Annotated in this window: 13 protein-coding genes and 1 pseudogene; 3 read left to right on the forward strand and 11 right to left on the reverse strand. The window is 69.1% G+C overall.

All coding sequences use genetic code 11. The annotated features are described in order from the left end of the window. The 3 genes from carA to ACQCX5_RS01755 all read right to left on the reverse strand — a co-directional run bounded on the left by carA (position 1) and on the right by ACQCX5_RS01755 (position 4,176). Positions 1-1,149 (reverse strand): glutamine-hydrolyzing carbamoyl-phosphate synthase small subunit, encoded by a 1,149-nt coding sequence (gene carA, locus ACQCX5_RS01745; RefSeq protein WP_434540264.1) that lies wholly within the window; start codon positions 1,147-1,149, stop codon positions 1-3. A gap of 141 nt (positions 1,150-1,290) precedes the next feature. Further along, on the reverse strand, positions 1,291-2,988 hold the full coding sequence (locus ACQCX5_RS01750; protein ID WP_434540265.1) for a dihydroxyacetone kinase family protein: 1,698 nt from the start codon (positions 2,986-2,988) through the stop codon (positions 1,291-1,293). A gap of 120 nt (positions 2,989-3,108) precedes the next feature. Further along, positions 3,109-4,176: a threonine aldolase family protein gene (locus ACQCX5_RS01755; RefSeq protein ID WP_434540266.1), complete on the reverse strand. Its 1,068-nt coding sequence runs from the start codon at positions 4,174-4,176 to the stop codon at positions 3,109-3,111. 60 nt (positions 4,177-4,236) lie between these two features. On the opposite strand from ACQCX5_RS01755, the gene ACQCX5_RS01760 reads away from it, so the two are divergent. The 3 genes from ACQCX5_RS01760 (at position 4,237) to ACQCX5_RS01770 (ending at position 6,750) form a co-directional block, all read left to right on the forward strand. Then, positions 4,237-5,283, forward strand: a complete 1,047-nt coding sequence (locus ACQCX5_RS01760; RefSeq protein WP_434540267.1) for an alcohol dehydrogenase catalytic domain-containing protein — start codon at positions 4,237-4,239, stop codon at positions 5,281-5,283. Next, positions 5,280-5,939 (forward strand): hypothetical protein, encoded by a 660-nt coding sequence (locus tag ACQCX5_RS01765; protein WP_434540268.1) that lies wholly within the window; start codon positions 5,280-5,282, stop codon positions 5,937-5,939. The genes ACQCX5_RS01760 and ACQCX5_RS01765 overlap by 4 nt, the downstream gene beginning before the upstream one ends. 61 nt (positions 5,940-6,000) lie before the next feature. Next, on the forward strand, positions 6,001-6,750 hold the full coding sequence (locus ACQCX5_RS01770; protein WP_434540269.1) for a hypothetical protein: 750 nt from the start codon (positions 6,001-6,003) through the stop codon (positions 6,748-6,750). Between the two features lie 10 nt (positions 6,751-6,760). On the opposite strand, the gene nusB is transcribed toward ACQCX5_RS01770, so the two are convergent. The 8 genes and pseudogenes from nusB to ruvX form a co-directional block, all read right to left on the reverse strand. Continuing rightward, complete coding sequence (nusB, locus tag ACQCX5_RS01775) at positions 6,761-7,240, reverse strand: transcription antitermination factor NusB (RefSeq protein WP_434540270.1); 480 nt, start codon at positions 7,238-7,240, stop codon at positions 6,761-6,763. Then, positions 7,240-7,800 (reverse strand): elongation factor P, encoded by a 561-nt coding sequence (efp, locus tag ACQCX5_RS01780; RefSeq protein ID WP_434540271.1) that lies wholly within the window; start codon positions 7,798-7,800, stop codon positions 7,240-7,242. Before efp ends, nusB begins: the two co-directional genes overlap by 1 nt. A 565-nt stretch (positions 7,801-8,365) precedes the next feature. Continuing rightward, the gene (gene aroB / locus ACQCX5_RS01785) at positions 8,366-9,442 is read right to left on the reverse strand and encodes a 3-dehydroquinate synthase (RefSeq protein WP_434540272.1); all 1,077 of its coding nucleotides are present in this window, start codon (positions 9,440-9,442) and stop codon (positions 8,366-8,368) included. Next, entirely contained in the window at positions 9,439-9,966 is a 528-nt protein-coding gene (locus tag ACQCX5_RS01790; protein WP_434540273.1) for a shikimate kinase, read from the reverse strand. The genes aroB and ACQCX5_RS01790 overlap by 4 nt, the downstream gene beginning before the upstream one ends. Positions 9,967-10,052: 86 nt before the next feature. Beyond that, positions 10,053-11,258, reverse strand: a pseudogene (gene aroC, locus ACQCX5_RS01795) (chorismate synthase); the annotation flags it as partial. A 62-nt stretch (positions 11,259-11,320) separates the two neighbouring features. After that, on the reverse strand, positions 11,321-12,193 hold the full coding sequence (locus ACQCX5_RS01800; protein WP_434540274.1) for a shikimate dehydrogenase: 873 nt from the start codon (positions 12,191-12,193) through the stop codon (positions 11,321-11,323). Further along, complete coding sequence (mltG, locus tag ACQCX5_RS01805; protein ID WP_434540275.1) at positions 12,166-13,287, reverse strand: endolytic transglycosylase MltG; 1,122 nt, start codon at positions 13,285-13,287, stop codon at positions 12,166-12,168. Before mltG ends, ACQCX5_RS01800 begins: the two co-directional genes overlap by 28 nt. Then, positions 13,284-13,718, reverse strand: coding sequence for a Holliday junction resolvase RuvX (gene ruvX / locus ACQCX5_RS01810; RefSeq protein ID WP_434540704.1), 435 nt, complete (start codon positions 13,716-13,718; stop codon positions 13,284-13,286). Before ruvX ends, mltG begins: the two co-directional genes overlap by 4 nt. Positions 13,719-13,751: the final 33 nt, after the last annotated feature.

Below are 13,751 nucleotides of genomic sequence, written 5' to 3' on the forward strand. Positions count from 1 at the left end.
TCAGAACGAACCTTCCGAGGAGTTGGCAGCCAGCAGGTCGACGAAGCGGTCGAACAGGTAGGCGGCGTCGTGGGGGCCGGCAGCGGCCTCAGGGTGGTACTGCACCGAGAAGGCGACGACGTCGCCCCCGTCGCCCCGCAGTTCGAGGCCCTCGACCACCTGGTCGTTCAGGCCCACGTGGCTGACCCGGGCGGTGCCATAGGGCGTGTCGATGTCTTCACCGATCGGCGCCTGCACCGCGAAGCCGTGGTTCTGGGCGGTGATCTCGACCTTGCCGGTGCGCAGGTCCATCACCGGCTGGTTCACCCCGCGGTGGCCGAACGGCAGCTTGTAGGTGTCCAGGCCCAGCGCTCGTCCGAACAACTGGTTGCCGAAGCAGATGCCGAAGTACGGGGTCTTGTCGGCCAGCACGTCGCGCAGCACGTCGATGACGCGGTCGGCGGCCGCCGGGTCGCCGGGCCCGTTGCTGAAGAAGACGCCGTCGGGGTTCAACGCGCGCAGCTGCTCGATGGTGGTCGAGGCGGGCAGCACGTGCACCTCGATGCCGCGCTGGGCCATGCGCTCGGGCGTCATCGCCTTGATGCCCAGGTCGATGGCGGCCACGGTGAACTTCTTCTCACCGACGGCGGGCACCACATAGGCCTCGGGGGTGGTGACGGCATCGACCAGGTTGGCCCCGCTCATCGGGGGCTGTTCCAGCACCCGGGCCAGCAGGGCCGCTGCGTCGGTCTCGGTCGTGCTGATGCCGACGCGCATCGAGCCCTTGTCCCGCAGGTGGCGGGTCAGGGCGCGGGTGTCGATGCCCTTGATGCCGACGATGCCCTGTGCGGCGAGCTCGTCGTCCAGCGAGCGGTGCGCGCGCCAGCTCGACGGCACCCTGGCGGGGTCACGCACCACGAAGCCGGACACCCAGATGCGCGACGATTCCGTGTCCTCGTCGTTCCAGCCGGTGTTGCCCACGTGGGGGGCGGTCATGATCACGACCTGGCGGTAGTAGCTCGGGTCGCTCAGCGTCTCCTGGTAGCCGGTCATGGCTGTGGCGAAGACTGCTTCGCCGAAGGTCTCCCCCTCGGCACCGTATGACTCCCCGCGGAAGGACCGGCCATCCTCCAATACCAGTAGGGCCGGAATGGACGCGGGTGATGTCATGGTGGGGTCCTCCCTGCAGGCAACGGCAAGCACACTATCAGTCACTGGCCATCGGTTCCGAGCCGAGCGATGACGCGGAAGGGGCAGGCCCGGGCCGCAGCCCGGACCCGCCCCTCGAATGGCCGGTCCGATCGTTGTCGATCAGAGGTTGGCGCCGATGACCTCGACGATCTGGGTGAACGAGACCGCACCCGGGTCGGGCGTGCCGACCGACTTCTCACCGAGCGGGCGCGAGCGGCCGAGCTTGGCCACCAGGGGCTTGGTCGACTCCGCACCCTGTGCGGCAGCCGCGGCGGCCGTCGCCAGGCGCTCGACCACCGAACCGGATGCGGCCTGGTATGCCTCGACTGCGGGGGCCAGCGCATCGACCATGGTCTTGTCGCCGACCTGGGCACCGCCCAGGCGCTGGACGGCCTCGAGGGCTGCGGTCAGCGACTTGCCGACGGTGTCCTCGCCCGTGGCGTCCTGGTCACCGAGCACGGCACCGACGGCGGTCAGGATCGCACCCCACAGCGCACCGGAGGTGCCACCGGCGCCGTCGGACCAGGCCTCGCCGGCGCCGGCCAGCAGTGTCTGGGCGCCCGCCCCCTTGTCGGCCAGTTCCCGGGCCGTCTTGAGCGCGGCGCGTGAGCCGTTGGCCATGCCGATGCCGTGGTCGCCGTCACCGGCGACGGCGTCGATGCGGCCAAGTTCCTCCTTCGACTCCTCCATCTTGTGGTGGATCGCGTCGAGCAGGCCGATGACCTTCTGCGCGACGGCCTGTGAGGCCTGCGAGCCCTGCTCGGTCACCTCGACGGCGGCGGCCTCGGCGTTCAGCACGGCGTCGTCGCGCTGCACGTCGCCGACCGAGCCCTTGCGGTAGGCGGGGGCGTCGCACGGGGCGTCCCAGTACTCCAGCAGTTCGTCGTCCACCCAGACGAGGGTGAGCGAGATGCCGGCCATGTCGAGAGAGGTGACGAACTCACCCGACTCGACGTCGACGATCTCGATGCCGGCGGCCTCGAGGCGGTCGACGATGTTGCCGGTGGTGACGAACATTTCCTCGTACTTGGTGTCACCCAGTCCGTTGACGATGACGACGACGCGGTTGCCGGCACTGGCCGGACGGTCGTCGAGCAGGCCGTCCACCAGGGTCTTGGCGACGTCGTCCGCGGTGCCCAACGGGGCCTCTGAGACACCGGGCTCGCCGTGGATGCCCAGGCCGATGCCCATGGTGCCCTCGGGCACGGTGAACAGCGGGCCGTCGGCGCCGGGCAGGGTGCACCCGTCGAAGGCCACACCGAACGTGCGGGTGGCGTCATTGGCCTTGGCAAAGATGCGCTTGACCTCGTCGAAGTCCTTGCCGGCCTCGGCGGCGGCGCCGGCGATCTTGAAGGTCGGGAAGTCACCGGCGATGCCACGACGCTTGGCAATCTCGTCCTTCGACCCCGACGCGATGTCGTCGGTCACGACCAGCGTGTCGGCCTGGATGCCCTCGGAACGCAGGCGCTCGATGGCCTGGCCGAAGTGCAGCACGTCACCGGCGTAGTTGCCGAAGCCCATGAGCACGCCCGCGCCACGCTCGGCGGCCTTCATCACCGAATAGGCCTGCGCGGCCGACGGCGAGCTGAAGATGTTGCCGCAGACCGCACCGTCGGCGAAGCCGTGGCCGACCCAGCCCGCGAATGCCGGGTAGTGACCCGAACCGCCGCCGTAGACCACGGCGACCTTGCCCTGGCCGGTGGCAGTCGAACGCACGACACCACCGAAGACAGGCTTGACATAGCGCTTGTTGGCCAGCACGAAACCGCGCACGGCTTCTGCGGGGAACTCTTCCGGAACGTTGACCAAACGCGTCATTGCGTACCCTCCATTGGTTGGGGTGGGCGCCCTCGCTGGCGATCACCCGTGATCTTCACCTGCCCGAGACTCTACGCAACGGCCTCGATCGTTCACAAGCGTAACGGGGCAATTATCAGTTCAGGTGTGAATTTCCTGCCCTGTGCACCGGGCCACGGACGAGACCAGCGCGTCCACGTCGTCGGTGGTGGTGTCCCAGCTGCACATCCAGCGCACCTCGCCCAGTGCGGCGTCCCAGTCGTGGAAGGCATACCCCTCGGCCCGCAGCAGGTCGGCCACTCCGCCGGGCAGCCGCACGAACACCCCGTTGGCCTCGGTGGCGTGCCCCAGCTCGACGCCCGGCAGTCCGGCCACACCCATGCGCAGCCGGGTGGCCATCTCGTTGGCATGCTCGGCATTGCGGCGCCACAGGTCGCCGCCATAGAGCGCCACGAGCTGGGCAGAGACGAAGCGCATCTTCGAGGCCAGCTGCATGCTGAACTTGCGCAGGTAGGGCAGGCCTTCGCGGGCACGGTCGAGCGCGCCACCCATCACCACCACGGCCTCGGCGGCCAGCGCACCATTCTTGGTGCCGCCGAGCGACAGGATGTCGACACCGGCCTCTGAGGTGATGGCGCGCAACGGCACGTCGAGCGCCGCAGCCGCATTGGCCAGCCGCGACCCGTCGACGTGCAGCACCATGCCGCGGGCATGCGCGTGCTCGGCCAGTTGCTCGATCTCGTGCGGGGTGTAGACCGTGCCGACCTCGGTCGCCTGCGAGATCGAGACGGCGAGCGGCTGGGCGCGGTGCTCGTTGCCCCACCCCCAGGCCTCGCGGTCGACCAGATCGGGGGTGAGCTTGCCGCCGGGGGCCGGCACGGGCAACAGCTTGAGCCCGCCCACCCGTTCGGGGGCACCGGCCTCGTCGGTGTTGATGTGGGCGGTCTGCGGGGTGATGACCGCACCCCACCGGGGCAGCACCGACTGCAGCGCCAGCACATTGGCGCCGGTGCCGTTGAAGACCGGATACACCTCGGCGTCGTCACCGAAATGGTGCCGCACCACCTCAACCAGCCGCGATGTGACCTCGTCCGCGCCGTAGCTGGGTTGGTGGCCCACGTTGGCACGGACCAGGGCGTCGAGCACCTCGGGGTGCATGCCCGAGCAGTTGTCAGAGGCGAACCCACGGGTCGCCGGCAGGTCGATCATGGGCCCATACTGGCATCTCGTCGCAGCCTGACACCCTGCGGGGGCCGGTAGGCTGCCGCCATGGACATGACTGCTGCCGTGCTTTCCGGGATCGACGACCTGGCGCTCAAGCGTGTGCCCCGGCCCGAGCCCGGTCCCGGCGAAGTGCTGCTGCGCATGGAGGCCAACACCATCTGCGGCACCGACCTGCGCATCATCTCGGGTGCCAAGACCTCTGGCGTGCGCCACGGTGTCGTGATGGGCCACGAGTTCGCGGGCCGCGTCGAGGCCGTCGGTGAGGGTGTCGAGGGAGTGCCGGTGGGTGCCCAGGCGACCTGCTCGATCGTGCTGAGCTGCAACCACTGCCCCAACTGCCTCAATGGCCGCGAGCACCTGTGCGAGAACCTGCGCCTGTTCGGGTACTCGATCGACGGCGGCATGGCCGAATACATGCTGGTGCCCCGCGAGGCCATGCAGAACGGCAACCTGGTCGTCGTCGAGAACGAGCTGCCCGCGACGCTGCTGGCCCTGACCGAACCCGTCAGCTGCGTGATCAACGGCGCCAACCAGGTCAGGGTGCAGCCCGGTGACAGCGTCGTGGTGCTGGGTACCGGCCCGATCGGCCTGCTGCACATCGCGCTCGCCAAGCTTGCCGGTGCGACGAAGATCTTTGCCTCAGGACGAGCGGGACGCCTCGAACCGGCGCTCGCCCTCGGCGCCACCGAGGCCTTCGACCTGACTGGCGAGGCCCTGACCCGTGAGGTGCTGGCCCGCACCGGCGGCCGCGGCGCCGACGTCGTCATCGTTGCCGTGGGTGACCTCGCCCTGGCCAACCAGGCGCTGCAGCTGGCCGCGATCGGCGGCCGGGTGAACTACTTTGCGGGCTTCCCCAAGGGCTCGATGGCCGAGATGGACCCGAACATCATCCATTACAACGAACTCGTCGTCTCCGGCGGGTCGAACGCGCGCCGCACCGACGTGCGCCGTGCGGTCGAACTGCTCTCGAGTGGCCGCCTGGATGTCTCGTCACTGGTCACCCACACGTTCCCGCTGTCCGACCTGGACGGGGCGATCGCGGCGGTGCGTGACCGCGCGGGCCTCAAGGTCGCCGTGCTGCCGCAGGCATGAGCCGCGCCTCGATCGCCCTGGTGCTTGCCGGTGTGCTTGCGCTCGGCGCGTGCACCTCGTCCCCGGACGACGCCGGCACCCTGCCCAGCGGCCACCCCACGGCGGCCACCGGTGACTACACCCAGACCGACGCCACGCTCGCAGCGGCGATCGGCAAGGTGTCGGTGAACGGCACGCTGCTGCAGGCGTTCCCGGTCGACCTCGTGCGCAAGGATTCGGGGCTGCCCAGCACGGACCCCGCCAAGTGCAATTACGCCGCCACCGGTTACCTCGAGCAGGTGCTTGCGGGGCGTCCGGCCGGTTATGCGTTCACCAATGCCCGGCTGACGGTCACGATCGTCGACATGGGCGGGGACGCCGGGGCGAAGCAGCAGGTGGCCCGCCGCGACACCGCGTTGGACGACCCGGGCTGCGCCACGGTGCGGACGACGTACCAGGGCCAAACGGCCACCTCGACGCTGAAGGCCGTCAACCTGGTCGCCGCGGGGCTGGAATCACCGCGTGGCATGGTGAGCACCAGCAGCGACGGCACGTCCAGCAATGCCGAGGTCAGCGGTCGCAAGGGCAATGTGCTCGTGCACGTGGCCCAGCAGGGCAGCACGGATGTGACACGACTGGCAGACATCGCGGCCGACCTCGGTGCGGCACTGGGCTGACCCTGCCCCTTTGTACCCTCGATTGCCACGTACGTGCGCCACGTCGAGAAGGAGAACCCCCATGCCCAGCAGCCCGTTCACCCGCACCGCCCTGAACCTCGCCGCCATCGCCGCCGCAGGTGCGCTTGCCCTGACCGCCTGCGGCACCGGTGGTGACACCGCGGCGACGTCGGCACCCACGGATGCCACGAGCAGCGCCCCGGCCACGACGGGCGCCCCCGCCAGCACGGCGACGTTGCCGACCGAGACGAAGACCGACGCGCCCACGCACTCCGATGAGTCGCTGGCGACCATCCTCAAGTCGGTCAAGGTGGGCGACAAGGCCGTGGAGCCCATGCCGATGGCCCAGGTGCGTCCCGGGCTGAAGGCCGCGATGCCGACGGTGACCCCCAAGGCCTGTGAGTTCGCCGCCACCGGTGTCTCGCCGCTGGTGGCCGGCGGCGCCCCCGCCTCGATGGCCGTCACGTCGACGGGCCTCACCATCGCCGTGGTCGATGCCGGCACCGAGGCCGAGGCGAAGGAATATGCCAAGAACCGTGACGGCCTGCTGACCGACCCCCAGTGCAAGGCCGTGAAGGTCGTCGCCGGCGAGACCTCGGTCGAGGTCAAGATCTCGGGCAAGGACATCGACATCGCGGACGTGGACGACGAGAAGGTCATCGAGACCGACGGCACCTCGGCCGCCGGCCCCACCAAGGCCGCCTCGGTGCTCTCGACCAAGGGCCGCATGATCATCCTGGTGACGAACAACGCCAGCACTGACACCACCCAGGTGAAGGCGGTCATCACCGACATTGCCGGCAAGCTCTGACCCGAGTGCGTCAGCTGGTCGCCTGGTCGGCGGCCACGTCCTCGTCATGGGTGGCGGTGACCTCGTCCAGTTGCAGCGGCTGCCTGTTGGCGACGCCGGCCAGCAGGCCGTTGAGGAAGGCCGGCGATTCGTCGGTGGACAGTTCGCCGGCCAGCACCAGCGCCTCGGCGATGGCGACGCGATCAGGCACCGAGCCCGAAATCATCTCCCAGGTGGCGATGCGGGCCAGCACCCGGTCGACGCGTGCGAGGCGGTCGAGCGTCCATCCGGAATCGAGCGCCTCGCGCAGCAGCCCGTCGATCTCGTCGCTGCGGGCGATGACACCCTGGATGATCGTCACGGCATAGTCACGCAGCGGCGGATCGGCGTCGAGCAGCTGGTCACGCAGCACCTGCTGCGGGTCGGCCTCGCGCAACTCGGCCTGGAACAGCACGTTGAGGGCCTGCTGGCGGGCCTTCGAACGGGCAGAAAGATGGGCGGGACGGCTCATCAGTTGACGCGGCCGAGGTACTCGCCCGTGCGGGTGTCGACCTTGACCTTCTCGCCGTTGGTGATGAACAGCGGCACCTGGATTTCCTTGCCGGTCTCGAGGGTGGCGGGCTTGGTGCCACCGGTCGAGCGGTCGCCCTGCAGGCCGGGCTCGGTGTAGGTGATCTCGAGCTCGACCGAGGCGGGCAGCTCGATGAACAGGGGGTTGCCCTCGTGCAGCGCGACGGTGGCCTGCTGGTTCTCGAGCATGTAGTCCTTGGCCTCACCGACGGTCTCGTCGGGGATGATGACCTGCTCGTAGGTGGTCTCATCCATGAACACGAAGCCGGTGCCGTCGTGGTACAGGTACTGCATGTCGCGGCGGTCGACGGTCGCGGTGTCGACCTTGGTATCGGAGTTGAACGTCTTGTCGACGATCTTGCCGGTGAGCACGTGCTTCAGCTTCGAGCGCACGACGGTGTTGCCCTTGCCCGGCTTGTGGTGCTGGAACCAGATGACCTGCCACAGCTGGCCGTCAAGGTCGAGGACCATGCCGTTCTTCAGATCGTTGGTTGAAGCCATCCCGATTCCTCATTCCTGTTCACGCCGCGACACTCGCCCGCGACAACCGCAGGCGATTCTAGCTGGTTGGGCGTGCCGACTGGAAACGCGCGGTGCACGGATGGTGGGCGTCGTCCTCGCCGGAGGGCCTGGAGCCCGCGATCGTGACGGGGCCCCGTCCGCCGGCCCGAACCTGCGAACGTGACGCCGACGCCAGTTGTGCATGCCATTCCGCCGAACCGGGGCGCACAGGTGGCGCTGGTGCCAGTTGTGCAAGTTCAAGGACGAGCGTGAGCCGGTGAAGCGGCCGCACGGCTGCCTCGTCCCGGGCCCGAACCTGCAAACGTGACACCCACGCCAGTTGTGCATGCCGTTCGGCCGAACCGGGGCGCACACGTGACCCTGGTGCCAGTTGTGCAAGTTCATGGACGAGCGTGAGCCGGTGAACCGGCCGCACGGCTGCCTCGTCCGACAGCCCGAACCCGCGAACGTGACGCCCACGCCAGTTGTGCATGCCGTTCCGCCGAACCGGGGCGCACACGTGACCCTGGTGCCAGTTGCGCAAGTTCCGGGACGAGCGTGAACCTCAGCCCTGCGGGGCCAGCAGCGCGTAGCACTCCTCGAGCAGCGCTTCGTCCGGGTCATCGATCATCGCGACCGTGCCCGGTTCTGTGATGCCGACGAACCGCAGCGTGTTGCCGCGGGTCTTCTTGTCGAGGCTCATGGCGGCGCGCAGGTCTGCCCAGTCGCCCTGGTAGGTCGTGGGCAGTCCGAGCGCAGTGAACAGCTCACGGTGCTGCGCCACCACCGCCGGGTCGAGCCCCAGCGCCCGCTGCGAGAGCTCCGCGGCGAAGACCATGCCGATGCAGATCGCCTCGCCGTGGCGCCACCCGAAATTGTCGACCTTTTCGATGGCATGGCCCAGGGTGTGGCCGTAGTTCAGCGCCTCGCGGCCCACCTTCGTGCCCACCGACGTCGCCTCACGCAGGTCACCCGCCACGACGCTCGCCTTGACCTGCACCGCGCGACGCACCAGTTCGGCGAACCGCACCGAGGTGGTGGTGACGGCATCGGCCGGGTCCTGGGCCACGAGTTCGAGAATGCGCGGGTCGGCGATGAACCCGCACTTGACCACCTCGCCCAGGCCCGCGCGCACGTCGGGTTCGGGCAGGCTCGCCAGCAGGTCAAGATCACAGATCACCGCCCGCGGCTCGTGGAACGCCCCCACCAGATTCTTGCCCGCCGGGATGTTGATGCCCGTCTTGCCCCCCACGGCCGCATCGACCATGCCCAGCACGGTGCTGGGCACCGACACAAACGCGATGCCGCGCAGCCACGTGGCCGCCACGAAACCGGCGACGTCGGTGGTGGCCCCGCCGCCGATGCCGACGACCAGGTCGTTGCGGGTGAAGCCGGCGGTGGCCAGTTCGTTCCAGCAGTGCACCAGCACGTCGGACGACTTCGCCGATTCAGCCGCGGGCACCTCGATGAGCAGCGGCTGGGGCAGGTCCGGGGCGAGGTGGTGGGCCACGTCCGAGAGCACCGCCGGGTGGATGATCGCCACGCGGGTGGCATCACGCACCAGGCTGGGCAGCACGTCGAGGGTTCCGGGGCCGATGTGCACCTGGTACGGGTTGACGGAGAAGACGTCGATGGTGGTCATGCCTTGTCCTGCTCCTGCCCGGTGGCGTCTGCCCCCAGCCGACGGGCCAGGTCGGCCACGACCTCGTCGGCCTTGAGGTTGGTGGTGTCGATGGTGATGTCGGCGACCTCGCGGTAGAACGGTTCGCGCTCGGTCAACAGCTTCTGCAGGTTGGCCCGCACGTCGCCCAGCAGCAGCGGGCGCATCGCGTTCATGCCGACGCGTCGGGTCGCGTGCACCACCGAGACCTGCAGCCAGCAGACCAGGTGGCCGGCGAGCGCAGCCCGGATCTCGGGGCTCATCACCGCGCCGCCGCCAAGGCTGACCACGGCGTCACGCTGCACGAGTTCGAGTGTCGCCTCGCGTTCCAGACGACGGAACTCCGGCTCGCCCAGGTCGACGAAGATCTCACCGATCGTCATGCCGGTCGAGGCCTCGATGGCCGCGTCGACATCGATGAACGGCACACCCAGACGGGCGGCCAGGGCCTGGCCGACCGTCGACTTGCCCGAGGCCGGCGGACCGACCAGCACCAGCACGCTCACTGCTCATCCCCCGCTGCCGGGTGACCTGCCGCCACGCCGCCGTCGGCCTCGGCCTGTGCCAGCGCGGCCTCGTCCACGTCGCCACCGATGTTCAGGCCGCGGGCCGTGACCCCGGCCACGTACGCCTCGGCATTGCGCCGGGTCTCGTCCACTGAGTCGCCGCCGAACTTCTCGAGCGCCGCCTCGGCCAGTACCAGTGCCACCATGGCCTCGGCGACGACGCCGGCAGCCGGCACCGCGCAGACGTCGCTGCGCTGGTGGTGGGCCTTGGCGGGCTCGCCCGTGCGCACGTCGAACGTGCGCAGCGCCCGCGGAATCGTCGAGATCGGCTTCATGGCGGTCCGCACCCGCAGCACCTCGCCAGTGGACATGCCGCCCTCGACACCACCGGAATGGCCCGACGCCCGGCGCACACCCGCCGCGCTGTGCACCATCTCGTCCTGGGCGGCCGAACCGCGCAGACGCGCCAGCTCGAACCCGTCACCCAGTTCAACACCCTTGATGGCCTGGATGCCCATCAGTGCACCGGCCAGTTTCGCATCGAGTCGGCGGTCGCCCTGGGCATGTGAACCAAGGCCGGGGGGCAGCCCCCAGACCAGCACCTCGACGATGCCACCCATGGTGTCACCCTCGCGCCGGCAGGCCTCGACCTCGTCGAGCATGCGGGCTGAGGTCTCGGCGTCACCGCAGCGCAGCGGGTCGTCGTCGATGCGGTCGCGGTCGGCGATCGACAGGGACGCCGCCAGCGCGCGCTGCTGCTCGGCCGGAACGGCGACCGGGCCGAGTTCGACGACATGGCTCAGCAGCGTCACCCCGAGTGCCTGCTGCAGGAACGCCTTGGCGATGGTGCCCAGCGCCACCCGGGCCGCGGTCTCACGCGCCGAGGCCCGCTCGAGGATCGGGCGGGACTCGTCGAAGTCGTATTTCTGCATGCCCGCGAGGTCGGCGTGCCCCGGCCGGGGTCGGGTCAGCGGGGCATTGCGGGCGAGCTCGGCCAGCTCTGCCTCGTCGACCTCGCCGGGGGCCATCACCTGCTGCCACTTCGGCCACTCGGTGTTGCCGACCATGATCGCGATGGGCGAGCCGAGGGTCTCGCCATGGCGGAAGCCACCCAGCAGGCTCACCTCGTCGGCCTCGAACTTCATGCGCGCCCCACGCCCGACACCCAGCCGGCGACGACGCAACTCGTCATCGATCTCGGCGCGACCCACCCGCACGTGGGCAGGGATGCCCTCAATGGTGGCGATCAGCGCCTGTCCGTGGGATTCACCGGCGGTCAGGTAGCGAAGCATGCCCGTCAGTCTGTCACGCGGCTGCGACATTTCCGTGCCACGCCCGGCCGGTGAACCGGCCCTCAGGCGTGCTGGCGGCGGCGCAGTTCGGCGACCCCGGCCTCGTACAGAACCGCGAAACCGGCACCGACCTCGGTGGCGTCGATGCCCGTCATCATCGACACCTGGTCGACGGCCTGGCCGGCGAGCAGGTGCAGCCCCGACAGCGCGGGCACCCCGGCCCGCTCGGCGGCCTGCCCCAGCGGCGTCGGCCACGGGTCGTACACGGCGTCAAAGGCGAGTCCCGCGCGGGCCACCAGCGCCTCTGCATACGGCGCGATGCCCTCGGTCGGCACGGTCGAGAACACCACGTCGACGGCGTGGCTGAGACCCTCGTCGAGTGGGACGACCGTGAACGCCACCCCCAGCACGTCAGCGAGTTCGGCCAGTGGTTGGGCACGCTCCGGACGACGCGCGAGCACCGTCACCCGCTGGGCCCCCATGCGCGCACCGGCCACGATCGCGGCGCGGGCCGTGCCACCGTTGCCGACGACCGCGAGGTGGTCGAGCTGGTCCAGTCCGACGCTCGCACAGGCCGTGACGAAGCCGGGCACGTCAGTATTGTGCACGGTGTTCGTGGCGCCCGCATTCCGCAGCAGCGTGTTGGCGACACCCACCAGGCGCACGACTTCGTCCGGCTCACCCAAGGCGGTGATCGCCTGCTTGTGCGGCATGGTTACGCTCAGGCCGCGCCAGTGCTCGTCCAGCCCCCCGACGAACGCGGGCAGCGCCTCGGGCATGACGTCGTGCCAGTCATAGGACCAGTCGAGCCCTGCGGCGGCATAGGCCGCGCGGTGCATGGCAGGTGACAGGGAATGGTGTGCCGGGTGACCGATGACCCCACAGACCCGTTCCGCCCCGAACTGGCTCAGCACTTGCCGGGATGAGCTTGGCACCAAGCGACGAACTTCTGACGCGACTGCTCGTGTCCCTCCCACGTGGTGTTGTACTCGGTCTTGCCAGTCTCGGGGTCGACCAGCACGAAGTACAGGTAGTCGTGCTTGGTCGGGTTGAGCACGGCATTCAGGGCCTCAGCACCGGGGTTCGAGATGGGGCCGGGCGGAAGTCCGACGTGCACATAGGTGTTGTAGGGCGACGGGTTGGCACGTTCCTTGTCGGTCGTGGTCAGCCGTCCCTTGATGTTGTTGGCATAGACGACTGTGGCGTCCGACTCGAACTTCATCTTCTTGGCCAGTCGGTTGTAGAACACGCCCGCCACCATCGCCATGTCCTCGGGGTTGCTGGCCTCGCGCTCGACGATGCTGGCCAGGGTCAGCGCCTGCAACGGGGTCAGACCAAGGGTCTTGGCGCGCTCGTCGAAGTTCAGTTCAGTGGTCACCTTGGTGAACTGGGCGACCTGGGCCTTCATCAGCTCTGCACCGGTCGGGGTGTCGTCGACTTCATAGGTTTCGGGGTACAGGAATCCCTCGGGGCTGTTGGGGTTCGTGGCCCAGGCAGGCAGGCCCAGCGCGGCCTTGTTCTTCGCCGCGTCCTGCAGTTGTTTGGCCGTGATCGCCGGGACGCCCTTGGTGATGATCGGCCACTGGTCGGTCATGCGGTAGCCCTCGGGGATCGTCACCCGGGTCCGGATCATCTTCGTCGGGTCGGACAGGATCTTGGCCGCCTCTTCAGCGGGCATGTGCTGGCGCAGTTCGAAGCGCCCCGCCTGGAACTGCGCCTCGCTGCCGAGACCGGCCACCGCGCTCTTCCACGCCTTGGTCGACTTGATGATTTCCTTCTCGGCAAGGTCCGAGCCGATCGAGTTCACCGAGGCACCCTTGGCCACCGTGTAGACCACCGGTTCACCGCTCACCTCGAGGTAGTCATCGGTCGCCTTGTAGTCGAGATAGGCATTGCGCACCGTCGAATAGCCGAGCCAGCCGATGGTGACCAGCACGGCGATGCTCAGCAGCACCGCAAAGGTGCTCTTGCCGTGGTACAGGATCTTCTTCCAGTTCGGTCCCTGGTTCTCCACGAACAGTCCGCTCACACTTGCCTCCCGTGTGGTGGGCCGCCGGGTCGGCGACGCTCCAGTGCATGCTCAAGGATGGTCACAGCAGCCATCTGGTCGATGATGCCGCGCCGAGCACGCGAGTCCTTGCCTGCTGCGGCCAGTTTACGTGCTGCCTCTGCAGAGCTCATCCGCTCGTCGACGAGCACCACCCGCAACGGGGCGATGGCGGCCTCAAGTTCGGCCACCACCCCACGCAGGGCCTCGACTGCGGGGCCCTCTTTGCCGGCGAGGTTGCGGGGCCAGCCGAAGACCACCTCGACGGGCTCGTACTCGGCGACCAGGGCCAGTACCGCCCGCAGCGGCGCGTCCTTGGCATTGATGGTTCCCACCGGGTAGGCGAGGACGCCGCCCGGGTCGCATGCCGCGACGCCGATGCGCGCCTTGCCCCAGTCCAGGGCCAGGCGCACACCGCGCTCTTCCGACAACTCGCTCAACGAGTG

Origin of the sequence: Aestuariimicrobium sp. G57, from assembly GCF_050110855.1 — a bacterium.
In the GTDB taxonomy this organism is placed as follows: domain Bacteria; phylum Actinomycetota; class Actinomycetes; order Propionibacteriales; family Propionibacteriaceae; genus Aestuariimicrobium.

Excerpts from the sequence above, each read along its gene's own strand:
- carA (WP_434540264.1), bottom strand. The coding sequence starts at position 1,149 with ATGACATCACCCGCGTCCATTCCGGCCCTACTGGTATTGGAGGATGGC.
- ACQCX5_RS01750 (WP_434540265.1), bottom strand. The coding sequence starts at position 2,988 with ATGACGCGTTTGGTCAACGTTCCGGAAGAGTTCCCCGCAGAAGCCGTG.
- ACQCX5_RS01755 (WP_434540266.1), bottom strand. The coding sequence starts at position 4,176 with ATGATCGACCTGCCGGCGACCCGTGGGTTCGCCTCTGACAACTGCTCG.
- ACQCX5_RS01760 (WP_434540267.1), top strand. The coding sequence starts at position 4,237 with ATGGACATGACTGCTGCCGTGCTTTCCGGGATCGACGACCTGGCGCTC.
- ACQCX5_RS01765 (WP_434540268.1), top strand. The coding sequence starts at position 5,280 with ATGAGCCGCGCCTCGATCGCCCTGGTGCTTGCCGGTGTGCTTGCGCTC.
- ACQCX5_RS01770 (WP_434540269.1), top strand. The coding sequence starts at position 6,001 with ATGCCCAGCAGCCCGTTCACCCGCACCGCCCTGAACCTCGCCGCCATC.
- nusB (WP_434540270.1), bottom strand. The coding sequence starts at position 7,240 with ATGAGCCGTCCCGCCCATCTTTCTGCCCGTTCGAAGGCCCGCCAGCAG.
- efp (WP_434540271.1), bottom strand. The coding sequence starts at position 7,800 with ATGGCTTCAACCAACGATCTGAAGAACGGCATGGTCCTCGACCTTGAC.
- aroB (WP_434540272.1), bottom strand. The coding sequence starts at position 9,442 with ATGACCACCATCGACGTCTTCTCCGTCAACCCGTACCAGGTGCACATC.